This is a genomic window from Bradyrhizobium sp. SK17, from assembly GCF_002831585.1.
Taxonomy (GTDB): domain Bacteria; phylum Pseudomonadota; class Alphaproteobacteria; order Rhizobiales; family Xanthobacteraceae; genus Bradyrhizobium.
Genome location: NZ_CP025113.1, coordinates 7,372,924 through 7,396,338, shown reverse-complemented (window position 1 = coordinate 7,396,338; position 23,415 = coordinate 7,372,924). Strand labels below are relative to the sequence as shown.

18 protein-coding genes are annotated in these 23,415 nt (G+C 63.5%); 9 read left to right on the top strand and 9 right to left on the bottom strand.

Annotated elements, in window-relative coordinates; genetic code table 11:
- Nucleotides 1–28: 28 nt before the first annotated feature.
- The 4 genes from CWS35_RS34385 to CWS35_RS34370 all read left to right on the top strand — a co-directional run bounded on the left by CWS35_RS34385 (nucleotide 29) and on the right by CWS35_RS34370 (nucleotide 5,069).
- Entirely contained in the window at nucleotides 29–1,297 is a 1,269-nt protein-coding gene (locus CWS35_RS34385; RefSeq protein WP_024579892.1) for a YeaH/YhbH family protein, read from the top strand.
- A 3-nt stretch (nucleotides 1,298–1,300) separates the two neighbouring features.
- Nucleotides 1,301–2,845: a SpoVR family protein gene (locus CWS35_RS34380; protein ID WP_024579893.1), complete on the top strand. Its 1,545-nt coding sequence runs from the start codon at nucleotides 1,301–1,303 to the stop codon at nucleotides 2,843–2,845.
- Between the two features lie 208 nt (nucleotides 2,846–3,053).
- Nucleotides 3,054–4,250 (top strand): ABC transporter substrate-binding protein, encoded by a 1,197-nt coding sequence (locus CWS35_RS34375; RefSeq protein WP_371682817.1) that lies wholly within the window; start codon nucleotides 3,054–3,056, stop codon nucleotides 4,248–4,250.
- Between the two features lie 309 nt (nucleotides 4,251–4,559).
- Nucleotides 4,560–5,069: an STM3941 family protein gene (locus tag CWS35_RS34370; protein ID WP_100955584.1), complete on the top strand. Its 510-nt coding sequence runs from the start codon at nucleotides 4,560–4,562 to the stop codon at nucleotides 5,067–5,069.
- Here CWS35_RS34370 and CWS35_RS34365 read toward each other — a convergent pair.
- The 4 genes from CWS35_RS34365 to CWS35_RS34350 all read right to left on the bottom strand — a co-directional run bounded on the left by CWS35_RS34365 (nucleotide 5,061) and on the right by CWS35_RS34350 (nucleotide 10,778).
- Complete coding sequence (locus tag CWS35_RS34365) at nucleotides 5,061–6,116, bottom strand: 2-oxoacid:ferredoxin oxidoreductase subunit beta (RefSeq protein WP_100955583.1); 1,056 nt, start codon at nucleotides 6,114–6,116, stop codon at nucleotides 5,061–5,063. The two genes, CWS35_RS34370 and CWS35_RS34365, sit on opposite strands and share 9 nt — an antisense overlap.
- A 130-nt stretch (nucleotides 6,117–6,246) precedes the next feature.
- The gene (locus CWS35_RS34360) at nucleotides 6,247–8,094 is read right to left on the bottom strand and encodes a 2-oxoacid:acceptor oxidoreductase subunit alpha (RefSeq protein ID WP_024579896.1); all 1,848 of its coding nucleotides are present in this window, start codon (nucleotides 8,092–8,094) and stop codon (nucleotides 6,247–6,249) included.
- The gene (locus tag CWS35_RS34355) at nucleotides 8,064–9,863 is read right to left on the bottom strand and encodes an FAD-dependent oxidoreductase (protein ID WP_100955582.1); all 1,800 of its coding nucleotides are present in this window, start codon (nucleotides 9,861–9,863) and stop codon (nucleotides 8,064–8,066) included. The genes CWS35_RS34360 and CWS35_RS34355 overlap by 31 nt, the downstream gene beginning before the upstream one ends.
- A gap of 243 nt (nucleotides 9,864–10,106) precedes the next feature.
- Nucleotides 10,107–10,778, bottom strand: a complete 672-nt coding sequence (locus tag CWS35_RS34350) for a DUF4286 family protein (protein WP_024579898.1) — start codon at nucleotides 10,776–10,778, stop codon at nucleotides 10,107–10,109.
- A gap of 194 nt (nucleotides 10,779–10,972) precedes the next feature.
- Here CWS35_RS34350 and CWS35_RS34345 point away from each other — a divergent pair, with 194 nt between their 5' ends.
- Genes CWS35_RS34345 through CWS35_RS34335 form a run of 3 tightly spaced genes read left to right on the top strand, consistent with a single transcriptional unit; the run spans nucleotide 10,973 to nucleotide 15,995 of the window.
- Complete coding sequence (locus tag CWS35_RS34345; RefSeq protein WP_100955581.1) at nucleotides 10,973–13,207, top strand: caspase domain-containing protein; 2,235 nt, start codon at nucleotides 10,973–10,975, stop codon at nucleotides 13,205–13,207.
- Between the two features lie 35 nt (nucleotides 13,208–13,242).
- The gene (locus CWS35_RS34340; RefSeq protein ID WP_100955580.1) at nucleotides 13,243–14,787 is read left to right on the top strand and encodes a DUF1800 domain-containing protein; all 1,545 of its coding nucleotides are present in this window, start codon (nucleotides 13,243–13,245) and stop codon (nucleotides 14,785–14,787) included.
- Nucleotides 14,788–14,801: 14 nt separating this feature from the next.
- The gene (locus tag CWS35_RS34335; protein ID WP_024579901.1) at nucleotides 14,802–15,995 is read left to right on the top strand and encodes a DUF1501 domain-containing protein; all 1,194 of its coding nucleotides are present in this window, start codon (nucleotides 14,802–14,804) and stop codon (nucleotides 15,993–15,995) included.
- Nucleotides 15,996–16,174: 179 nt separating this feature from the next.
- Here the strand turns inward: CWS35_RS34335 and CWS35_RS34330 are convergent, their stop codons facing one another.
- The 3 genes from CWS35_RS34330 to CWS35_RS34320 all read right to left on the bottom strand — a co-directional run bounded on the left by CWS35_RS34330 (nucleotide 16,175) and on the right by CWS35_RS34320 (nucleotide 18,396).
- Entirely contained in the window at nucleotides 16,175–16,492 is a 318-nt protein-coding gene (locus tag CWS35_RS34330) for a DoxX family protein (protein ID WP_100955579.1), read from the bottom strand.
- A 3-nt stretch (nucleotides 16,493–16,495) separates the two neighbouring features.
- Nucleotides 16,496–17,386 (bottom strand): NAD-dependent epimerase/dehydratase family protein, encoded by an 891-nt coding sequence (locus CWS35_RS34325; RefSeq protein ID WP_245439119.1) that lies wholly within the window; start codon nucleotides 17,384–17,386, stop codon nucleotides 16,496–16,498.
- A 101-nt stretch (nucleotides 17,387–17,487) separates the two neighbouring features.
- Nucleotides 17,488–18,396 carry a LysR family transcriptional regulator gene (locus CWS35_RS34320; RefSeq protein ID WP_024579904.1) on the bottom strand — a complete coding sequence of 303 codons (909 nt, stop codon included), beginning with the start codon at nucleotides 18,394–18,396 and terminating at the stop codon, nucleotides 17,488–17,490.
- Between the two features lie 171 nt (nucleotides 18,397–18,567).
- On the opposite strand from CWS35_RS34320, the gene CWS35_RS34315 reads away from it, so the two are divergent.
- Nucleotides 18,568–19,746: a DUF4375 domain-containing protein gene (locus CWS35_RS34315; RefSeq protein WP_100955577.1), complete on the top strand. Its 1,179-nt coding sequence runs from the start codon at nucleotides 18,568–18,570 to the stop codon at nucleotides 19,744–19,746.
- A gap of 109 nt (nucleotides 19,747–19,855) precedes the next feature.
- Nucleotides 19,856–20,512 (top strand): shikimate dehydrogenase, encoded by a 657-nt coding sequence (gene aroE / locus CWS35_RS34310; protein ID WP_100955576.1) that lies wholly within the window; start codon nucleotides 19,856–19,858, stop codon nucleotides 20,510–20,512.
- A gap of 647 nt (nucleotides 20,513–21,159) precedes the next feature.
- Here the strand turns inward: aroE and CWS35_RS34300 are convergent.
- Nucleotides 21,160–21,432, bottom strand: coding sequence for a hypothetical protein (locus CWS35_RS34300; RefSeq protein WP_024579910.1), 273 nt, complete (start codon nucleotides 21,430–21,432; stop codon nucleotides 21,160–21,162).
- Nucleotides 21,433–21,639: 207 nt separating this feature from the next.
- A complete protein-coding gene (locus tag CWS35_RS34295) occupies nucleotides 21,640–22,179 on the bottom strand; it encodes a GNAT family N-acetyltransferase (RefSeq protein ID WP_157817309.1) in 540 nt (179 codons plus the stop codon).
- Nucleotides 22,180–23,415: the final 1,236 nt, after the last annotated feature.

The window sequence follows — 23,415 nt, the reverse complement described above, 5'->3', positions numbered from 1 at the left end:
TCCGGCGCGAGGCAGATGCAAAGTGGTCATGCATATCGTCGATCGGCGGTTGAATCCGGGTAGCAAGAGCCTGGAGAACCGCCAGCGCTTCCTGCGGCGCGCCAAGGCGCTGGTGCAGGGGGCCGTCAAGAAGTCGTCACAGGACCGGGACATCAAGGATGTCCTGGAGGGCGGCGAAGTAACCATCCCGCTGGACGGCATGGACGAGCCGCGGTTCCGGCGCGAGGGTGGTACGCGCGACATGGTGCTGCCCGGCAACAAGAAGTTCGTCGAGGGTGACTGGCTGCAGCGGCCGAACCAGAGCGGCGCCAAGGGCTCCGGCGCGGGTGAGGGCGACAGCGAGGACGCCTTCCGCTTCGTGCTGAGCCGCGATGAATTCGTCGATCTTTTCCTCGACGATCTCGAGCTGCCCGACCTTGCCAAGCGCAAGCTCGCGGAGACCGAAAGCGAGGGCATTCAGCGCGCGGGCTATGCGACCTCGGGTTCGCCCGCCAATATCTCGATCAGCCGCACCGTGAGCCGGGCGCTGGCGCGCCGCGTGGCGCTACGCCGGCCGCGCAAGGACGAGATCGAGGCGCTCGAGGCGGAGCTTGCGGACTGCGACGACGAGACGCGCCGCCGCGAGCTGCTCGCGCTGCTCGAATCGCTGAAGGCCAAGGCCAAGCGGATTCCGTTCATCGATCCGATCGACATCCGCTACCGCCGCTTCGAGACGGTGCCGAAGCCGGTGGCGCAGGCCGTGATGTTCTGCCTGATGGATGTCTCGGGCTCGATGTCCGAGCACATGAAGGACCTGGCCAAGCGGTTCTACATGCTGCTCTACGTCTTCCTGAAGCGGCGCTACAAGCACGTCGAGATCGTGTTCATCCGGCACACCGACCGCGCCGAGGAGGTGGACGAGGATACGTTCTTCCATGGACCGGCGTCGGGCGGCACGCTGGTGTCGAGCGCGCTGGTCGCGATGAACGACATCGTGCGCACCCGCTTCCGTCCGGCCGACTGGAACATCTACGCGGCGCAGGCTTCGGATGGCGACAACATGACCTCGGACAGCGCGCTGACCGGGCATCTGTTGACCGACAAGATCCTGCCGGTCTGCCAATTCTTCGCCTATCTCGAGGTTGGTGAAGCCGCCAACTACACCTTCGACATGCCGGACTCCTCGCTGTGGACGCTCTACGAGCGCCTGCGCAACGAGGGCGCGCCGCTGTCGATGCGCAAGGTCAGCGAGCGCGGCGAGATTTTCCCGGTGTTCCAGGACCTGTTCAAGCGCCGCACCAGCCAGGAAAGGGTATAGTTGATGGAGTCTTCCGGCGAACGGCTGTTCGAGGGCGCCGACTGGGATTTCCAGACGTTGCAGCGGATCCACGATGCCTGCGAGCAGATCGCGCGCAAGGAGCTCGGGCTCGACGTCTATCCCAATCAGATCGAGGTGATCACCGCCGAGCAGATGCTCGACGCCTATTCCTCGGTCGGCATGCCGCTGTTCTACAAGCACTGGTCGTTCGGCAAGCAGTTCGCCTTCCAGGAAGCATCCTATCGCAAGGGCCTGATGGGGCTCGCCTATGAGATCGTGATCAATTCCTCGCCGTGCATCTCCTACCTGATGGAGGAGAACACCGCGACGATGCAGACGCTGGTGATCGCGCACGCCGCGTTCGGGCACAATCACTTCTTCAAGAACAACTATCTGTTCAAGCAGTGGACCGATGCCGACGGCATCCTCGACTATCTCGAATTCGCCAAGGGCTATATCGCGGCCTGCGAGGACCGCCACGGCCGCGAGACCGTGGAGCGGACGCTGGATGCCGCGCATGCGCTGATGTCGCATGGTGTCGACCGCTATCCCGGCAAGAAGACGCTCGACCTGCGCGCCGAGGAGAAGCGCGCCGGCGAGCGCCGCCAGCACGAGGAGGCCGTGTTCAACGATCTGTGGCGGACGGTGCCGAACACCAAGGCCAAGACCAAGGCCGCGCTCACTGCGGAGCGGCGCCGTGCGCTGCTCGGCCTGCCGCAGGAGAACATCCTCTATTTCCTCGAGAAGACCGCGCCGCGCCTTGCGCCATGGCAGCGCGAGCTCATTCGCATCGTGCGTCACATCGCGCAGTATTTCTATCCGCAAGGGCAGACCAAGGTGATGAACGAGGGTACGGCGACCTACGTGCATTACCGCATCATGAGCCGGCTGCATCAGCAGGGCCGGATCACCGACGGTAATTTCCTCGAATTCCTGCAATCGCACACCAATGTGGTGTTCCAGCCCGAGTTCGACGACCGCCGCTATTCCGGTTTCAATCCCTATGCGCTCGGCTTCGCGATGATGCAGGACATCGAGCGGATCGTGAAGACGCCGGAGGACGAGGATCGTCAATGGTTCCCCGACATCGCCGGCAAGGGCGACGTCGAGGGCGTGCTGCGCGAGATCTGGAGCAACTATCGCGACGAGAGCTTCATCAACCAGTTCCTCAGCCCGGCGCTGATCCGTCGCTTCCGCATGTTCCACCTGCACGACGACCCCGCCGAAAGCCAGGGAATCAAGGTCGATGCGATCCATGACGAGCGCGGCTACCGCCGGGTGCGCCGCGAACTGGCGCGGCAATACGACGTCGGATTCGTCGATGCCAATATTGAGGTCGTGGACGTCGATCTCGACGGCGATCGACGCCTGATGCTGCGTCACACCACCGTGAAGGGCGCACAGCTCAACGAGACCGATACGCGCCGCGTGCTGCAACACCTCGCCGATCTCTGGACCTACGACGTGGCGCTGACCGAGGTCGACGGCACCGACAAGGTGCTGAAGGAATACGTCGTCAGCCCGCGCGCGGCAGCGGTCGCGGCTTGAGGACGACGCATTCGTAATAGCGAGCGCGGCGCTGGACCGCCGCGCGGAATGCCGGTCTCGCTCAGCGAACTTCTCGGCACATCTGCGAGTTTTGAAGCTGCATCACGTTCCGCACGAGCGTGATGCAGGCATGCGCAAGCTTCTTGGTGATTGCCTGCGCGGGCGCGATTGATAATGTGCGCCGCGTCAAGAAAACCAAGAACAGGATATGCCCTTGTCAACTCGCTTTCGCCTAGCGGGCCTTTTCGCCTTCATCGTGCTCACGGCCTCATCGTTCGCGCCATCCATTGCAGCCGAGAGCACGATCAAGATCGGCAACACCGCGCCCTACAGCGGCCCGGCATCGGCCTACGGCACCATCGCGCGTGCCGAGGAGGCGTACTTCCAGATGCTCAACGATCAGGGCGGCATCGACGGCCGCAAGATCGACTTCGAGAGTCTCGACGACGCCTACTCGCCATCGAAGACGGTCGAGCAGACCCGCAAGCTGGTGGAACAGGACGAGGTGCTTGCGATCTTCAGCGCGGTCGGCACCGCGCCCAACATCGCCGTGCAGAAGTATCTGAACATCAAGAAGGTGCCGCAGCTGTTCGTGTCGTCAGGCGCGACGCGCTGGAACGATCCGAAGCAGTTCCCGTGGACGGTCGGCTTCAATCCGACCTACGAGCTCGAAGGCCGGCTCTACGCAAAGTACATCCTGAAGACCAAGCCGGACGCCAAGATCGCGGTCATCACGCCGAACGAGGACGCCGGCAAGGACTATCTCAAGGGCTTCAAGGACGGACTCGGCGAGCATGTCGGCCAGATCGTCGCGGAGACCACCTATCTGACGTCGGACCCGACCATCGATTCCCAGATGGTGACGATGCGGGAATCCGGCGCGGATGTGTTCTTCGCCGAGGCGACGCCGAAATTCGCGGCGCAAGCGCTGCGCAAGGCGGCGAGCATGGGCTGGAAGCCGCTCACCATCCTGCCGACCGTTTCCAACTCGGTCTCCGCGGTGCTCGAGCCGGCCGGGCTCGAGAACGTCATCGGTGTCGTGACCGGCCTCTATCTGAAGGACCCGACCGATCCGCGCTGGGCCGACGATGCCGGGCAGAAGGAATTCGCGGCCTGGATGAAGAAGTACCAGCCCAATGCGAGCCCGGGCGATCTGTTCAACGTGCAGGGCTACACGGTCGCGCAGGTCATGACGGCGGTGCTGAAGAACTGCAACGGCGACTACAGCCGCGACAACATCATCAAGCAGGCGACCAATCTGAAGCCGCTCGAACTGCCGATGCTGCTGCCGGGCATCAAGGTGCAGACCGAGCCCGACAACGTCACGCCGATCCGCCAAATCCAGATGGCGCGGTTCGACGGCAAGTCGTGGGCGTTGTTCGGCGACGTGCTGAGCGACAAGTAGCCGCCGAAATGCAAAACCGTAGGGTGGGCAAAGCGCAGCGTGCCCACCATCGCGCGCACGTCACTTGATGGTGGGCACGTCGCTGCGCTCCTTTGCCCACCCTACGGCCTTCCGGTGGCATGGCGGAAGGCCCGGCCTGAGACCAGGCATTCGGATTGGGGCGCATTTCGAACGATTGCCGAAATGCGATCTTAACGTGTACCGCGCAAGTGTCGGTATCCAGAACTCCCGGTTGTCGAGAGCGCGGTCCGAGCTATGCGACCTGGTCAAGATCTTCCTGACGTCGAGATCGCCATTTCCTTTTGGCGAATGCTCATCCTGTTGTTCGGCGGCGTCGTGCTTACGCTGACATGCGCGGCCATTGTGTTCGGCTGGTTTCCCGGGAAAGCGCCGGAGACCGGAACCGTCGTGGCCGGCTATCTCGGCCTTGTCTTCTTTGGGCTCGGAGTATGCGTAGCTGCCTGGCGGCTTTTGTCGCCAAAGGCGCCAGTGCTCCTCATCACCCGCGATGGTATCCGCGATACGCGGTCGTCATGGAAGTTTCTGCCCTGGCAGTCGGTGGAGGCGATCTCCACTTGGCAGGTTCGTCGCGAAAAATTCTTGGTGCTGAAGATCAGTCCGGCCGCAATGGGTCAATCTGCTGTGACTATCACCGGGCGCACGCTGACGGCCCTCAACAAGATGGTCGGGTTGGAGGGCATCCCGATCAGCACCGGCACGCTGGCGGTCAATGCCGACGAGTTGCTCGCGACCTGCAACACCTATCTCGCCGCCGCCCGCGCGCGGAAGACGAGACCGGCCGTGTTTCCGTCAGCGTAAGCTGGCGTTGATCTTGTCCAGCACGGCCGAGCCGGGGCAGAGCGCCTGCTCGTCCATGGTGTTGAGCGGCGTCTCGACGGTGTCGAGATGGGTGTGCAGATCCTCGGCATCCGGATCGACGTAAAGGAGCCCGGTGACGATCTGGCCTTTGGCCGCATGCTTTTGCAGGAAGGTCTGGGCGCCCAAGCGATCGTGCGGATCGTAGTCGGCATCGAGCTTGCGCAGCGCGAGCCTCGAGCCGTCATGCTGCTCGACCACCTGCACGGTGCCGGGCGCATAGTCGACGCTGATCGGCTCGCGGCCGACCAGCACATCGAGCCGGTTCACCGCGTCATTGTGTTCGCGGACATAGTCGAAGCTCTTGGTCGAGCCAGCGTGGTTGTTGAAAGCGATGCAGGGGCTGATCACGTCGATGAAGGATGCGCCCTTGTGGCGGATCGCAGCCGCGATCAGCGGCACCAGCTGCGTCTTGTCGCCGGAGAAGGAGCGCGCCACGAAGGTAGCACCGAGTTGCAGCGCGATCGCGACCAGGTCGATCGCGTTGTCGGTGTTGGTGACGCCCTTCTTGGACTTCGAGCCGCGGTCGGCGGTGGCCGAGAACTGGCCCTTGGTCAGGCCGTACACGCCGTTATTCTCGACGATGTAGGTCATGTTGACGGCGCGGCGGATCGAGTGCGCGAACTGGCCGAAGCCGATCGAGGCTGAGTCGCCGTCGCCGGAGACGCCGAGATAGATCAGGTCGCGGTTGGCGAGGTTGGCGCCGGTCAGGACCGACGGCATCCGGCCATGCACCGAGTTGAAGCCGTGCGAATTGCCGAGGAAGTAGTCCGGCGTCTTCGACGAGCAACCGATTCCGGAAATCTTCGCCACCCGGTGCGGCTCGATCGAGAGCTCGTAGCAGGCCTCGATGATCGAGGCGGTGATCGAATCATGGCCGCAGCCGGCGCACAGGGTCGAGATCTTGCCCTCGTAGTCGCGATGGGTATAGCCCAGCTCGTTCTTCTTCAGGCCGGGGTGATGAAACTTGGGCTTTGCAATGTAGGTCATGACAACACCTGCGCTCCCCGCCACGTCATGGCCGGGCTTGTCCCGGCCATCCACGTCTTGGCCAGGAGAAAGAAAGTCGTGGATGCCCGGGACGAGCCCGGGCATGACGCCGGAGAGATCGGACGATCGATCATGTCACGGCCTTGCGGAGAGGGGTCACCTTGAGGTGGTCCTGGTGGTCGCCGATCGCGTTGGCGATGAAGCGCGCGGTGATCGGCGTGCCGTCATAGTGCAGGATCGGCACCAGCCTGACGGGGTCGATGCCGTTCTCGTTGACGATCAGCTGGCGCAGCTGGGCATCGCGGTTCTGCTCGACCACGTAGACGAAGTCGTGGTCGGCGATGAAGCTCGCGACGCTGGAGTGGAACGGGAAGGCCCGGATGCGCATGCGGTCGAGCTGATGACCGCGGGCCTCCAGAATCCCGATCGCCTCGTCCATCGCGGGCGAGGTTGAGCCGAAATACAGCACGCCGTATTTGGTCGGCTTCGCCGCGTTGGCCTGCAACGGCCGCGGCACCATGTCTTGCGCGGTCTCGAACTTGCGCACCAGCCGCTGCATGTTGTCGGCGTAGACCGCGCCTTCCTCGGAATAGCGCGCGTAGCGGTCGCGCGAGGTGCCGCGGGTGAAGTAGGAGCCCTTGGTCGGATGCGTGCCGGGATAGGTGCGATAGGGGATGCCGTCGCCGTCGACGTCGAGATAGCGGCCGAAGTCACGGCCTTCCTCGAGCATCTCGGCGGTCATCACCTTGCCGCGGTCGTATTGCTTGGAATCGTCCCACTTCAGCGGGCGGCACAGCCGGTGGTTCATGCCGATGTCGAGATCGAGCATCAGGAAGATCGTGGTCTGGAGCCGTTCGGCGAGATCGAACGCCGCGGCGGCGAACTCGAACGCTTCCGCCGGATCCTCCGGGAATAGCAGCACGTGCTTGGTGTCGCCGTGCGAGGCGTAGGCGCAGGCGATCACGTCGCATTGCTGGGTGCGGGTCGGCATGCCGGTCGAGGGGCCGGCGCGCTGGATATTCATGATCACGGCCGGAATCTCGGCGAAGTACGATAGGCCGATGAACTCGGTCATCAGCGAGATGCCGGGTCCCGATGTCGCGGTGAAAGCCCGCGCGCCGTTCCAGGAGGCGCCGATCACGATGCCGATCGAGGCGAGTTCGTCCTCGCCCTGCACGATGGCGTACTTCGCCTTGCCGGTCTCCGGGTCGTGGCGGTACTTCTTGCAGTGGCTGGTGAAGGCTTCCGCGACCGACGATGACGGCGTGATCGGATACCAGGCGCAAACCGTGGCGCCGCCATAGACGGCACCGAGCGCGGCGGCGCTGTTGCCCTCGATGAAGATGCGGTCGCCGACCTTGTCGGATTTCTTCACCCGGAGCCCGATCGGGCATTTCAGGTTCTGCAACGCCCAGTCGCGGCCGAGATGCAGGGCATGGACGTTGGAGGAGAGCAGCTTCTCCTTGCCCTTGTATTGTTCGCCGATGAGCTGCTCGACCAGCTTGGGATCGAGGTCGAGCAGGGCGCACAGCGCGCCGAGATAGATAATGTTCTTGAACAGCTGGCGCTGCCTGGGATCGGTGTAGGTCGAGTTGGTGATCGCGGTCAGCGGCACCCCGATGACGGTGATGTCCTCGCGGAACTTCGACGACGGCATCGGCTTGGTCGAATCGTAGAACAGGTAGCCGCCGGGCTCGATCGAGGCGACGTCCTTGTCCCAGGTCTGCGGGTTCATCGCCACCATCATGTCGACGCCGCCGCGGGCGCCGAGATGGCCGTCCTCGGTGACGCGCACCTCGTACCAGGTCGGCAGGCCCTGGATGTTGGAGGGGAAGATGTTGCGTGGGCTGACCGGCACGCCATGACGCAGGATCGAACGCGCGAACAGTTCGTTCGCGGATGCCGAGCCCGAACCGTTGACGTTGGCGAAGCGGACGACGAAGTCGTTTACGCTGCTGATCGGGCTTTGGACTGACATGTTGATCCCGCTTGAACCATATCGATGAGGTACTTCTGCATGTCCCAGGCGCCGGTCGGGCAGCGCTCGGCACACAGCCCGCAATGCAGGCAGACGTCTTCGTCCTTCACCATGACGCGACCGGTCTTCAGGTCGCCCGAGACGTAGAGCGCTTGGTCGTGATTCGGCGAGGGCGCTTTCAGCCGCTGCCGCAGGTCGTCCTCTTCACCGTTCTGGGTGAAGGTGATGCAGTCCATCGGACAGATGTCGACGCAGGCGTCGCATTCGATGCAGAGCGGCGCGGAGAACACCGTCTGCACGTCGCAGTTCAGGCAGCGCTCCGCCTCGCCGAGCGCGAGCTTGACGTCGTAGCCGAGCTCGACCTCGGCGCGGATGTCCTTCAGCGCGATGATCTTGTCGCGATGCGGCACCTTGAAGCGCTTGTCAGTGGAGATGTCGTTGTCGTAGCTCCACTCGTGGATGCCCATCTTCTGCGAGGAGACGTGCACCTCGGGCAGCGGGCGCTCGTTGATGTCCTCGCCGGACAGCATTTTGTGGATCGACAGCGCGGCGTCATGGCCGTGCGCCACTGCCCAGATGATGTTCTTCGGCCCGAACGCCGCGTCGCCGCCGAAGAACACCTTCGGATTGGTCGAGACGAACGTCTTGGGGTCGACCTTCGGCATGTGCCACTTGTCGAATTCGATGCCGCAATCGGCTTCGATCCAGGGGAACGCATTCTCCTGGCCGACCGCAACGAGCACATCGTCGCAGGCCACGGTCTCGTCGGGCTCACCCGACGGCACCAGGTTGCGGCGGCCCTTGGCGTCGTACTCCGCTTTCACCTTCTGGAAGGTGACGCCGGTCAGCTTGCCGTTGTCGTGAACGAATGCGACCGGCACCATGTAGTTGAGGATCGGGATGTCCTCGTGCAGGGCGTCTTCCTTCTCCCACGGCGAGGCCTTCATCTCCTCGAAGCCGGAGCGGACGATCACCTTGACGCTCTCGCCGCCGAGGCGGCGCGCGGTGCGGCAGCAATCCATCGCGGTGTTGCCGCCGCCCAGCACGATGACGCGGCGGCCGATCTTGTCGACATGGCCGAACGACACGTTGGACAGCCACTCGATGCCGATATGGATGTTGGCGGCGGCCTCCTTGCGGCCGGGAATGTCGAGCTCGCGGCCGCGCGGCGCGCCGCTGCCGACGAAGATCGCGTCATAGTTCTCTGCCAAAAGCTGCTTCAGGCTGTCGACGCGATGGCCGCCCTTGAACTCGACGCCGAGGCCCAGGATGTAGCCGGTCTCCTCGTCGATCACGCTGTCGGGCAGGCGGAATTTCGGAATCTGGCTGCGCATCATGCCGCCGGCCTTGGGGTCGCCGTCGAACACGGTGCAGTGATAGCCGAGCGGCGCGAGATCGCGGGCCACGGCGAGCGAGGCGGGACCGCCGCCGACCAGCGCGACGCGCTTGCCGTTCTTCGGTCCCGGCTTCGGCAGGCGATGCTGGATATCGTCCTTGAAGTCCGCGGCGACGCGCTTCAGGCGGCAGATCGCAACCGGATTGTCCTCGACGCGGCCGCGGCGGCAGGCCGGCTCGCAGGGACGGTCACACGTGCGTCCCAGGATGCCGGGGAACACGTTGGACTTCCAATTGATCATGTAGGCGTCGCTGTAACGCCCCTCAGCAATCAACCGGATGTACTCAGGAACAGGGGTGTGTGCGGGACAGGCCCATTGGCAATCGACTACTTTATGAAAGTAATCCGGCGCCGAGATATCAGTCGGTTTCATTCCTACCTTTGACCCGCGCGAATAATGCCTGGCCGCGCGGCCTTATCGTTGTCGACGAACGCTCACGTGGCGTTGTTCTGGTTTTTGAATTGGATCATAGGCTTATCTTATTAGAGCCGTTCCAGAGAAGGCAAAGGCTAAATTGTCCGATCATCCGCTTTCGCGCGGCTGATGCGCGTGTAGCGTTAATCTCGATTGCGTTATGCGGCGGTGCAGCATGTCCTGCACCGCCAATCTGCGCAGCTAACCGCGCGGCAGATCGCTCTTCGCGATGTCCCACAGCAATCGATAGATGCCGCTGCTGACCACCAGTGGCTTCAGGGCTGCGTTGCCGGTGATGCTTGCCGCGGCTGCCGCGACCACGCCGACATCGGTGGCGTCGATCAGCACGAACCAGTCGCCGGCGCCGGGATCGGCCTTCCCGGCATCCGCCGTGAGCGGCTTCGACAGTTCAGGATCGTTCTCCAACAGGTGCATCGAGATGATGCCATCGCGCGAAGCCGGATCGAGTTGCTCCCGCAACGCAGCGCGCAGTTTGTCGGCTCCCTCGGCGGGCGGGCGCAGGCGGATGATCCCGAGGGCGGAGCCTCTGCCGACGCCGCGGCTGATCGTGATGCGCGCCACCCCGCGGATCATGTTCCGGAAGCGCGCGATATTGGCCTTCGACCAGTCGGTCTGGTTGGCGAGCGCCTTGCGATAGGCCGGGCTCTCGAGCACGTCGAAGGTCGCAGTCGAATAGAGGCTCAGATATTTCGGCTTGCCGTCATGCGCGACGTAGCGGCGGGCTTCCAGGAATCCGTCGATAGCGACTCGTTCTTCAAGATGTTCGCGATCGTACCAGCGGTTGAATTCAGTTTCGTGTAAGCTGTCGACATCCATCGATGTCAGCAGCATGCCTTGTCCGGCGATTGGCATCGCGTGCTCCTTTTTGCCTGTTTTATCTGCGCAATATCGCCGAACGGCGCGAGCCCGGGAAGCCAGTTCCCGATGCCCGAAGCCATGCAGACCAAGGATTGCCACAATTGCCGCAATCCTGTTCAGCGCGCATTCACGGAAGTAGCATTTCCATCCGATACGCCAACTCTCGAGAAGAAAAAGGGACGACCACCATGGCGCGCATTCTCTGGGCTTTGATCGTCGGTCTGGTGTCGTTCGCGTCGCTTCCCGTGCACGCCCAGAATCAGGAAAAGCGCCTCGCGCTCGTGATCGGCAACGGCGCCTACCAGGCCGGCGCGTTGCAGACCGCCGCCAACGACGCCGGGCTGATCGCGCAGACCTTGCAGGCTGCCGGCTTCGATGTGATCGGGGCCCGCGACCTCGACGGCGAGACGCTGCGCAAGTCGTTCCGCGATTTCATCCAGAAGGTGCAGGACGCAGGCCCCAATGCGGTCGCCTTCGTCTACCTCGCCGGCTACGGCGTGCAACTCACCGGCGAGAATTACTTCGTGCCCGTCGACGCCAAGATCGCCCGCGACACCGACGTGCCGGTCGAGGCGATCCGCATCTCCGACTACACTCATCAATTGTCGGCACTGCCGATCAAGGCCGGGGTGATCGTGCTCGATGCGGCACGCAGCAATCCGTTCGCCAAGGACAGCCAGCCGCTGGCCGGCGGGCTTGCGCTGGTCGATCCCGAGCCCAAGATGCTGATCGCCTTCAACTCCGCGCCGGGCACCGTCGCTCCTGACGGCGCGCCGCCTTACGGGCCTTACGCCCAAGCGCTGGCGGAAATGATCCGTGCCGGCGGCCTGACCTTGCCCGACGTGTTCGACCGCGTCCGCCTGCGGGTCAACGAGATGACCAAGGGTGCCGAGATCCCGTGGAATGCGCAGAAGGTCGACGCGCCCTTCATGTTCTTCGAGCGTAAGCCGGACGCACCGCCGCAGCAGGTCGATGCCGGACTGCGCACCAAACCGATCCGCGATTTCCCGGCGCAGGATGCCTATGCGGCCGCGCTGGAGCGCGACACCCTGCAAGGCTACGAGGACTATCTGCAGGCCTACCCGACCGATCCGCTTGCCAAGCGCGTGCGCGCGATCGTGGCGGCGCGGCGCGAGTCCATCACGTGGCGGCGCACCTACAATGCCGACACGCCTGATGCTTATTGGTCTTACCTGAGGCGCTATCCGCGCGGGCCGCACGCCTACGACGCGCGGCGCCGGCTCGCCTATCTGTCGGCCGCGCTGGAGCCGCCGCCGCAGTTCGCTGCGATTGACTACGACGTGCCGCCGCCGCCGCCCGACGAGGTGGTCTATGTCGACCGCCCGGTGCTCTACTACAGCGATCCGGTGTTCGCCTTCGCGCCGCCGCCGCCGCCGCCGGTGTTCTTCCTGCCGCCGCCGCCGCCGGACTTCGTCGTGCTGCCGCCGCCGCCGCCGCCGATCGGGCTGTTCGTGCTGCCGACGCCGTTCTTCGTGGCGATGCCGGCCTATGTCGCCGCACCGGCCTATGTCGTGCCGCCGCCGAACAACATCGTGTTCAACAACATCCACAACACCACGGTGATCAACACGGTGATCAACAATCCCAACCCGACGCCGGCGCAGCTCCATGCGGCCGGTGTGACGGCGGCCATGGGCGGCGCGCCGGTCACGGCCGCTCCGCAACTGCCGGCCGCGGCGATGCAGCGTGCCAACCTCACGCAACCGGGCGTGACGCCGGCACAAGGCGCGGCCATGGGAGCGCCGGGAGTTGCACCGAACGCAGTCGCGCCGAACGCGATGGGCGCGCACACCCTGCCGGGTGCCAAGAATGGACCGCCGCTGCCGCAGTCGGCGACCGCGCCGGCCAATGCCATTCAGCAGCATGGCGCCGTGCAGCCGGGCACCACACCGCCCGGCAGCGTGCAACCCGGCGCGCGGCCGAATGCGCTCGCCCCCGCCAGGCCGGCGACGGCGATGGCGCCCGCCAATGCGCAACCAGCCGCCCCGACCAAGCCTGGCGCGGCCGCGGCGCCAAACGCGCCCACGATCGCCGGCAAGCCCGGGCGGCAACCACTCACGCATGCCGCGACCGCACCGACCGCCAACGTGAAGCCTGCGATGGCCCCGGTGAATCGCGCGACGGCAGCACGGCCGGCACCGGCCGCGCGCGCGGCACCCGCGCATGCTGCGGTATCGCCGGCGCCGGTCTCGCGTGCCGCACCGCCGCGTGCCGCAGCCCCGCCGCCTCGCGCCGCCGCCGTGCAGCCGCGTCCGGCACCCGCGCCGGCTCCGCGCGCCGCGCCACCTCCGCGGCCGGTGGTGCAGGCGCAACGCGCGGCGCCACCGCCGCGGATGGCGGCGCCGCCAAGGCCGGCACCACGTGCCGCGCCGGCATGTCCTCCCGGCAAATGCAAACATTGAGGACGTGACACCATGAGCCGAGCAGGTCAGCCTTCATGAGCATCACGGCCAGACTCGGACCGCGGACAGTCGCGAAGCTGGTGATCGGCACGATCGCGGGGCTGGTGGCGTTGCACCAGCCGGCGCGGGCGGCCGAGCTTGCCGCGCAGGACATCGCGCTGCTCGATCGCCTGACCTGGGGCGTCAACGCTTCGAGCGCGGCGCATCTGCACGAGGTCGGCGTCGAGCGCTGGTTGCAGGAGCAACTGCATCCGGCCAACACCGCGTTGCCGGCCGCCGTCCATACCCAGATCGAGGCGATGCCGGACGTGCATCGCTTCCCGTTCGATATCGCGGTGTCGTTCGATCAGCAGGGAAAGTCCGCCAATCAGGTCGCCGATCCCGAGCAGAAGAAGGCGGCCCAGCAGGTCTATCAGCAGGCCATGAACGACCGCGCCAGGCAGGCCGCAGCGCGCAGCATCCTGCACGCGCTGTATGCGCCGGATCAATTGCGTGAACGCCTGACCTGGTTCTGGTTCAACCACTTCAACGTCCACCAGTACAAGGCCAACATCCGCGTGCTGGTCGGCGACTACGAAGATCGCGCGATCCGCGCCAACGCGCTCGGCAAGTTCCGCGACCTGCTTTCGGCGACGTTGCATCACCCGGTGATGCTGCGTTACCTCGACAACGCCGATAATGCCGCCGGTCATCTCAACGAGAACTACGCCCGCGAGATCATGGAGCTGCACACCATGGGCGTCGGCTCCGGCTATACCCAGGCCGATGTCGAGGCGTTGGCGCGCATCCTCACTGGCGTCGGCATCGACTTCAAGCCGGAGGATCCGAAGCTGAAGCCCGAGCTGCAATCCCAGCTGGTCCGCGAGGGCGCGTTCGAATTCAATCCGGCACGCCACGACTACGGCGACAAGACCTTCCTCGGTCATCAGATCAAGGGCCGCGGCATTGCCGAGGTCGACGAGGCTCTCGACATCCTCTGCCGCCACCCGGCGACCGCCACGCACATATCGAAGCAGCTCGCGACCTATTTCGTGTCGGACAATCCGCCCGACGCGCTGGTGCAGCACATGGCGCAGACCTTCCAGAAGACCGACGGCGATATCGCGGCCGTGATGTCGACGCTGGTTCACGCGCCGGAATTCGCCGCGAGCCTGAAGGGCGCCGGCAAGTTCAAGGACCCGATGCTCTACGTGATGTCGTCGGTGCGGCTCGCCTATGACAACAAGGTGATCCTCAACACGCTGCCGATCCAGGGCTGGCTCAACCGCCTGTCCGAGGGCCTGTTCAATCACGAGACGCCCGACGGCTATTCGATGCTGTCGGCGGCCTGGAACGGTCCCGGGCAGATGATGCTGCGTTTCGAGATCGCGCGCGCGATCGGCTCCGGATCGGCCGGGCTGTTCAAGCCAAACGAGCCCAATGCGGTCGACCAGCCGGCGTTCCCGCTGGTGATGAACGGGCTCTACTTCAGCAACATCAGGCAGTCGCTGAGTCCGACCACGCTCGCTGCGCTCGATCAGGCCGTCTCGCCGCAGGATTGGAATACGCTGTTTCTGTCGTCACCGGAATTCATGCACTGAAAGGGAGGTTCGCCATGAACCGCCGCGAACTGATCAAGGCCTTCGCTGCTTCCGCTTCGCTCACCGTCGCCGGCCGGGTCTGGGCGGCACCGGCGACCGACGCGCGCCTGCTCGTCGTGTTCCTGCGCGGCGCCTACGACGCCGCCAACGTGATCGTGCCCGTCGGCAGCGAGTTCTACTACGCCTCGCGCCCGACGCTGGCGGTGGCGCGGCCCGATGTCGGCAACCCGAATGCGGCGCTTTCGCTCGACGCCGGATGGGGGCTGCATCCAAGCTTGCGCGATTCGATCTATCCGCTGTGGGCCAAGCGCGAGATCGCCTTCGTGCCGTTTGCCGGCACCAGCGACGACCTGTCGCGCAGCCATTTCGAAACCCAGGACACGATCGAGCTCGGGCAGGCGGTCGGCGGCAGCCGCGACTACCGCTCCGGCTTCATGAGCCGGCTGGCGAGCGAGCTGACGCGGGTGAAGCCGATCTCCTTCACCGACCAGCTGCCGCTGATCTTCCGCGGCCAGAACCAGATCCCGAACACCGGCATCGCCAGCGTCAGCAAGCCGGGCGTCGACGACCGCCAGGCGCGGCTGATCAGGGAGATGTACGGCAAGGGCGATCTCGCCAATTCGGTGTCGGAGGGCTTTCGCGTTCGCGACGATGTCTACAAATCGGTCTCCGAGGAGATGATGGCGGCCAATCGCGGCGCGGTGTCGCCGCGCGGCTTCGAGCTGTCGGCGCGGCGGATCGGCCGCCTGATGCGCGAGCAGTTCAACCTCGGCTTCGTCGATGTCGGCGGCTGGGACACCCATGTCAACCAGGGCGCGGCGACCGGCTATCTCGCCGACCGCCTCGGCGAACTGGGCCGGGGCCTCGCCGGCTTCTCGGAAGAGATCGGGCCCCAGATGTGGCGCGACACCGTCGTGGTCGTGATCTCCGAGTTCGGCCGCACCTTCCGCGAGAACGGCGACCGCGGCACCGATCACGGCCATGGCAGCGTCTATTGGGTGATGGGCGGCGGCATCAATGGCGGGCGCATGGCCGGCGAGCAGGTCCAGGTCAGCCAGGCGACGCTGTTCCAGAACCGCGACTTTCCGGTGTTGACCGATTACCGGGCGTTCTTCTCCGGCCTGATCCAGCACGTCTACGGCCTGCAACAGGCGAGCCTCGAGCGCATCTTCACCGGCATCAAGCCGAAGGATCTGAGCCTGGTCTGAACCGGCGCTGGCAAAATATCGAAAACAACCCCATGCAAAGCAGCCGCCGGCCGCCGGTGTGCGACACGGCGGCTTGACATGTCGGGCAAATCAGCGGCATTCTTCCATTTTACAGAAATCTTGAAATGGTGGTCGCATGGATCGGCGGCTTCCCCAAGCGCGCGGAAGCCGCCGATCTGTCACGACATCCAGCTCGCCATCACGAGCAAGGCCGCAAAGCAACCGATCGGTGCGAGATGGGAGAAGTCCCGATGTCGCAGGACGGTCAAGGTTGCCGCCGCGAGAATGACGGCGCAGAGGACCAGGCCTGCCGTACGGGTTGCCGGTATCACGACCAGGATCGCGGCTGATACTTCCAATCCGCCGGTGACCCGGCACCACCACGCGGGATACCCCCATCGGACGAAGTTGCTCCGATTCGTCGATGTCGCGATCGCATTGAACAGACCGGCACTGGCGAAGGCGGCGGCGAGCAGCCTGATGAATATCATCTGCATGGCTCAGGCGACCGCCAACGCATAGGCGTGCAACTCGTCGATGATCGATGCCCGCGAGGGCTTCCAGCCGAGTTCGCGCTTCGCCTTCTCGCCCGAGATGACCTGATCGGAGGCGATCGCGTCGGCGAAGCCCCAGAGCAGCTTGCGCGCCTCGTCGAGCGGCCACGCCGCTACGCGGCCGCCGGCACCGCCCAGCTCGCTCGCCGCGTGTGCGATCTCGACGAGCCGCGGCGCCGAACCGTGCGCGCCGTTAAAGACGGATCCCGCCGGTGCGCGTTCGAGCGCAAGCGCATAGAGATCGGCGAGGTCCTCGGCATGCACGGTCGACCAGCGATTTTGACCGTCGCCGACATGAAGTGCCGCGCCATGTTCCTTGGCCGCTGCGACCATCATCATCGCGGCGCCACCCCAGTTGCCATAGACCCAGGCCGGGCGGACGACGACCGGATGGACGCCTTCGGCTGTGGCCGCGAGGATCTCGCGTTCCAGCCCCTCGCGCCAGCGGACCATTTCGACCGGGTTCAGTGGGGTGTCCTCGGTCGCCGGCGTGTCGCCCGTGGAGCCGTAGACCAGGCTGCCACTGGTATAGATGAAGCGCTGACCCGTTCCGCGCTGGGCTTCAAGGATTGCACGCGTCGCAATCTCGTCGAGCGACGCCGCGTTCTGGTCGTTGGGCGAAGCGGCATGGACGACGGCGTCCACGCCCCGCACCGCCGCGGCCAGGCCCGCCGGGTCGGCGAGTTCACCCATCTCCGCCACGAAGCCGCGGTCGCGCAGCTTGGCCGCGCTCGCTTCCGAGCGAGCGAGACCCACGATGTCATGACCTCGCTCCTTCAATCGATGCGCGACCGCACCGCCGATCAAGCCCGTCGCGCCCGTTACCAAAACCCGCATGTCGATCACCTCTTCAAATCAGGTGAAGCCAACAAAGCGGAACGGCGATGCGGATGGAAATCGCGAGTCCTGATGTGGCGCTATCGATCGCGCCGATGGCGTCAGGCCGAGGCGGCGACTTTGGTGATGATGTCGCGCAGCCAGGCGATCGCCCGATGGGTATCCGCCCGCCGGTGCCACATCAGATGGAGCGGCCAGGTGGGCAGTTCGAGCGGCGGATCGTACATCGCGATACCAACTCCGGTATCAACGAACCTTCGTGCGATCCGGGAGGCCAGCGTCGCGACGAGGTCGGTTCCGGCGATCACGAAGGGGGCGGCCAGGAATTGCGGCAGGCTCAGCACCACGCGCCGTTCGAGGCCGAGATCGGCAAGCCTCAGGTCGACGATCCCGGAGCGGTCGCCTTCCGGAGAGACCAGAAGATGCGGCGCCGCTGCGAAGGCCGTGAGGCTTGGACCACCTGCGAACGCCGGGTGTCCCTCGCGCACGACGCAGGCGAAGCTCTCGAAGAACAGCGGGCTGCTGATGATGCGCGCCGACGTCTCGACGGGGAAACCGATCGCGAGGTTCGCCTCGCCGCTGTCGAGCAGCGTGATGGCTTCGTCGCGTCCGAATATCCCGCAGACCCGCACGTTGATGTGGGGGGCATCGCTGCTGAGCCGGGCCATCAGCGGCGGCAACAAGACGAACGCCGCATAGTCGCTCATCGCCAGCGTGACGGTGTTGTCGGCCGTCGCCGGGTCGAAGCTGTCGGCCTGTAGCGCGCCCCGGAGCAGCCGGAGCGCATCCGAGACGGGACCCGCAAGGTCATGGGCGCGGGGCGTCGGCTGCATGCCTGACGGCGTTCGCACGAAGAGCTCGTCTCCGAGCAGCTCGCGCAAGCGTGTGAGTGCTCCGCTCATCGCCGACTGGCTGAGGCCGATCCGCGATCCGGCGCGCGTCACGTGACGCTCCGCGTACAGCGCATCAAAGGCCTTCATCAGGTTGAGGTCGAAGCCTGTTATGTCCATGCGCCCGATCATAAGCGGATGCGCTCAACGGGGATAGCGGCGATAGGTCAGGCGCACCGCAGTTGATGTCGGCTAAGGGCCAATTGCTGACGCATGCTTCTGGTCAATCCAAGGTTTACCGAATGGTCGCTTATCGTTAGGGTCGGGGCGAGCAGCGGGGGCATCAATTAAATGGCTGGTCAAGAAGTAAAGTTCATTGGCGGCCGGCTCACGGGCGCAATGGTGCCCAAGTCGTCCTTGGGCGGAGAGAGCTACGACGCACCTCGGGCGATTGTGGAGTTTACAAACCACATTCGGACTGCCTGCCAGTACGCTGATCACGAGCTTCCGCCCGAAATTCTGGGTATCTACTGCGCCGACTACTATTTGGCGCAGGTCAACAATGGCGGGCATAGCCAGTTCGTTCACAATTCTGGTCAGAGCCTCAGTACAAACATCCAGTACGCGCTGCCGGGCCTCAAAGCGATAGGCGCCGAAGAACAATATCACACGCTCGCGGAGCTGAACGACTGGATCATCGCAAATCCCGAGGCAGCAACCGCACAGGACGGCTTCAGCAGCAGAGCCGGGGACCTCGATGCCCTTGACACGCGTTTTTACGAAGCCGAGCAGCACGCGTCGATCACTGACTTGGCCGCTCGCTGGATTGCGAACTGGTCGAAGCTCGAAATCGTTGACGGCGAACGCTATGGGGAGCGGCTGAAAGCACTGGCGGCTCAAAACCCCAACTTCGAAATTCGCCGCATCTGGCGTGCTACCGCGCAGAACTCATTCAATCTCACCGACAAGCTACAGGCCACCGTGGCTGTGGCCTGTGGGGCGGTAGAGGTCGAGCCTGACATCAAGATCAGAATCAATGCAGGACGTTACATCAAATTCGAGGGGCAGGCGGTGGTTGAGTGGGGGGTGACCACTGACAAGGGCTTACGCTACGCTATCGTGCACGACAGCGGCGGAATACTACGCGAGACAGTGCAGGATGCGGCTTCAAAGAGCCGAGTTCGCACTGCCGGCAGACAGCTCGCGAGCGTCAGCGCGCAAATGGTGCAGAGCTTTGTCGACGCTTCGGATCGCAACAATGCCGCCGTTGCGATTGACCTCGTGATGCTGCGAGCCGGCTACGTGACGACCAAGGTCGGGCACCCGGCTCTTACGGCCTGGAAGATTGAAGGCGATAGCGCAACTTTCATCGCGCGCGTAGGCTCACACAATCTGATCGTCCGCACCGCATTCGATGGTGCAGTCTTGCTCGACGCCGCTGACGTCCGGCTTCTCGCCGTCGCCAAAGACGAAATTGCCGCCCATCAGGCTCAGGCTCGCCGCGGCAGTGAGTCTATGCAGCAAGCGTAGCCCGGATGAGCGAAGCGACATCCGGGGTCGACACGCAACTCGCAAGGTAAGTCCCGCATATCGCTTCGCTTATGCGGGCTACTTGCTTTGGCAGAAAGGCAAATTGACCATGACTGATCGATACGCCGTCATCGGCAATCCCATCGGCCACTCCAAGTCGCCTATGATCCATCGTGCATTCGCACGGCAGACCGGCCAAGAGCTCGAATATATGGCGATCGAGGCTCCCGAAGGGGGCTTCGCGGCAGCGGTAGATTCCTTCCGCCGCAAGGGCGCACGCGGCTTGAACATCACCGCACCGTTCAAGCTCGATGCCTTTTCCTATGCGACCAAGCTGCGCGATCGCGCACGTCTTGCGGGGGCCGCCAATGCGATGTCCTTCGTTGGCGATGTCGTCGAGGCTGACAACTTTGACGGCGTCGGCCTGTTGCGTGATATCGAATACAACCAAGGCATTCCCCTGCAAGGCAAGCGCGTTTTACTATTGGGGTCAGGTGGTGCAGCGCGCGGCGCCTTGCTACCCCTTTTGGAAGCTAGGCCGGCAGAGCTTGTGATCGTGAATCGGACGTTTGAGAAAGCGCGGTCGCTCGCCGAAGCCTTCGGCTCGTATGGCTCGGTCATCGCGAGCGGTTATGACAGACTAAAGGATGCGAATGAGCGAAGCGACATCCGGGATCGACGAGCAACTCGCAGAGAAATTCCCGCATATCGCTTCGCTCATGCGGGCTACTTGCTGACCCGCCCGTATCTATTCGGTGGGGAGTAACCTGTTAGACATGGCTATTGCCGTTGCTAAGTCTTGTCGCCTGGCGTCCACGCGCGTTCTCTCCCAACCACGTTTGAAAGAGACCGTGACCTTGTCGGGATTTGATCGGACCCGACAGTCCGTCTTCCATGACAAATCGCCGAGCTTAATCTCTACCAGTTCTCGATCATCATACGCGCGCTCGATTGATCGGAATATCCGCTTGGCTTCATCGATTGACAGCGCGACCGACATCTCGAAATCGGGGCCTACCGACATCAACCTGGCCTCCGCTTCTCGGGCGGACACAAGGAAGTATACCCCGTGCGTCAGATCGATTTTCTGGAAGGTGCTGAGATACGACGATCTCCGCGACAGGGCCTCGAAAATTTCATTCCACAAGTATCGCACGAGTGTTCGCAGAAAAATTTTGCCGTTTCGAAAAATCATGCGTAGTGCCCTGGTTCGGACAGTCATCCAATCACAAAATGTGGGCATTTACAGATCGTTGTGGAGATCAAGCGTCCGTTCGATTTCCGCTTCGGGTCAAGAGCCGATCATGGCGGGCGAGCCGCGAGATTTCCCGTTCACCTCGAAAAGGCGACCTTTCCGATTATTACGCAGATCGTCAGCTATGGGCCACATGCAACCATTGTGTATGTGCATGATCATGTCACCGCGGCGGGCGGATAGAACCGCGCCATAAACTCGTCGATTTCGTTATCACTTGCCTGCCAATACAGACCTCGCTCGCTCCGCAACGAACAAAGACCCAAGAGTTCAAGCGGGTCATCGGCCAAAAGCTGAAGCGATCCTCGCTTCGCTATCCAGCGCTCCTCACCGTCATGATCAATGCGATCGACCGAGTATCCAAGTGCTCTGAGCAGGAGATACGCCGGGACCGCGGTATTGCCAGCCGCTGCAATGGTTTCTTGCGACATTTAATCTCCACATCGACAAAGCGGGTGTTCCATCGTCTCGTAGAACGCGACCCGCGGGCCAACGCAAGGCGAGGTCTGCAATGGATCGTAAGCAAGCGTAGCCCGGATGAGCGAAGCGATATCCGGGGTCCACGAGCAACTCGCAGAGAAGTTCCCGCATATCGCTTCGCTGATGCGGGCTACTTGCGATGGAAGCACCAATACGCATCAATGGTTTTGGAATTCCTCGCGAGAGAGGCGCCAAAATGAACTTATGAAAGTACCGGATCGTATTGGAAGCTCTACGGGCATTTCGCGCTGCCATCGCAAGCCTGCCTTGCGCAGTACAGCTTCAGAAGCCTTGTTGTCAGCCATCGCCCGAGCAACGACTGCCTTGGCTTCCGTAGCGTTGAAGATGTGGGCGATGATCTCGCGACAGGCTTCGCTGGCATATCCTAATCCCCAATGGATTGGAGACACCATGTAAGCGAGCTCCGACTCCAGGTCCTTGGTCTGATATCCCACCATTCCGATCAACTCGTTACCCTCACGAAGAACGATCACCAGATTGCGTCTATCGCGGCTCGCCAACTTTCGGACATGCAGGATGAAGCCTTTAGCTCCGCCTTCTGGATAGGGATGTGGGATCGAGGCGGTGGTGAGTGCAACACGTGGATCGGCCACCATCGATTGGATTGCGTCCGCATCATCGATTTGAGGCGTCCTCAACCGCAACCGCTCGGTCAACAATTCAAGGGATTCCACCACGATTTTCTCGCCGTAGGATTTCGGTCTCTCTCTCAATAGCATGCGGTCGAGAATGGCCCCTGGGGGGCAATTGCGTCGATCTTGCCGATGCGCGATAGGGATCGGTTGACCGTCAGGCGACACGCGGGAATATGCCGGGCGTTCTGAGTAGTGTACCCCGGAACAAAAATACCCCCGAAAATGAAACGCACCATGCGCGTCCACCATCTCTCCCTTCGAGAGAGGTGGTGGACCGAGGCAGCAAGCGAACCGCTTCAGCCAGAACTCGTCCCGCTCTAGCTAGTGCGGACGCTTTGGTCGCCTGAGTTCGGCGACTCTGAACTTCCCGGCAATTTGCAGGCTGCTGCAAGTCCAGCGGGCTTTATTTGGATACTCGCCCAGGAACACTTTGGTCTCGACGCAGTCCACGTAGGATTTGTAGGTGAGGTTGTCTCTGCACGTTATCGAGAAGGCTCCAATTCCATGTGACCCTCCAGCCGACTCGCTACACCCGACCCAAGGCATGCCGCCGTGGGGGAGGCTTGACTCGCAACCACCGTTGCAATTGCTGGCGACCTTCTCCAGCGCGGCAATTCTGGCCAATGGTGGGCCTGATCCACCCGTGGGCGTGCCGTCGTCGACCGATGGCGTCTGACGGACCGACGAGCTGCGGCGAGACACCACCGCGTGTGCCACCCGCTCGGGTCGGCTTGGCCTTGCCACGTGCTTCGGGGCTTCGACCGAGATGCTCGGAAGCGGGGCGGTGCTTGGTGCGGTTTGCGACGATGCCGGGCTGCAAAGCAACGCGGCGACCGAGAAGAAAGCGACGGCTGAGGGCGCGACAACACGTGACGACATTCTCATGACCATGTCCTTCCAAGGACGGACGGGCCGTCCCAATGTGTACCACATCTTAATACCTAACCGAAAATTCCGAAGCTCGCTACTGAGGGTTGCAACGAATCCCTGGGTCGGGCGGTCGTATCGAGGTTCGAGCCATCGATGACCTCGTCGCACCAGGAAGCCTTGTGTTCGGGAACTCCAATCAAACCCAACTCGCCGACATGCCGACGGACAGGCCGGACTTCAGCAAGCGTAGCCCGGATGAGCGAAGCGACATCCGGGATCGACGCGCAACTCGCAAGGCAAGTCCCGCATATCGCTTCGCTCATGCGGGCTACCTGCTGCCGGTTTCGTCCATCAATTGGTGAGGTCGCATGAAGCGATTGCTGGCGAAGTCGTGCGTGCCAGAGCCAA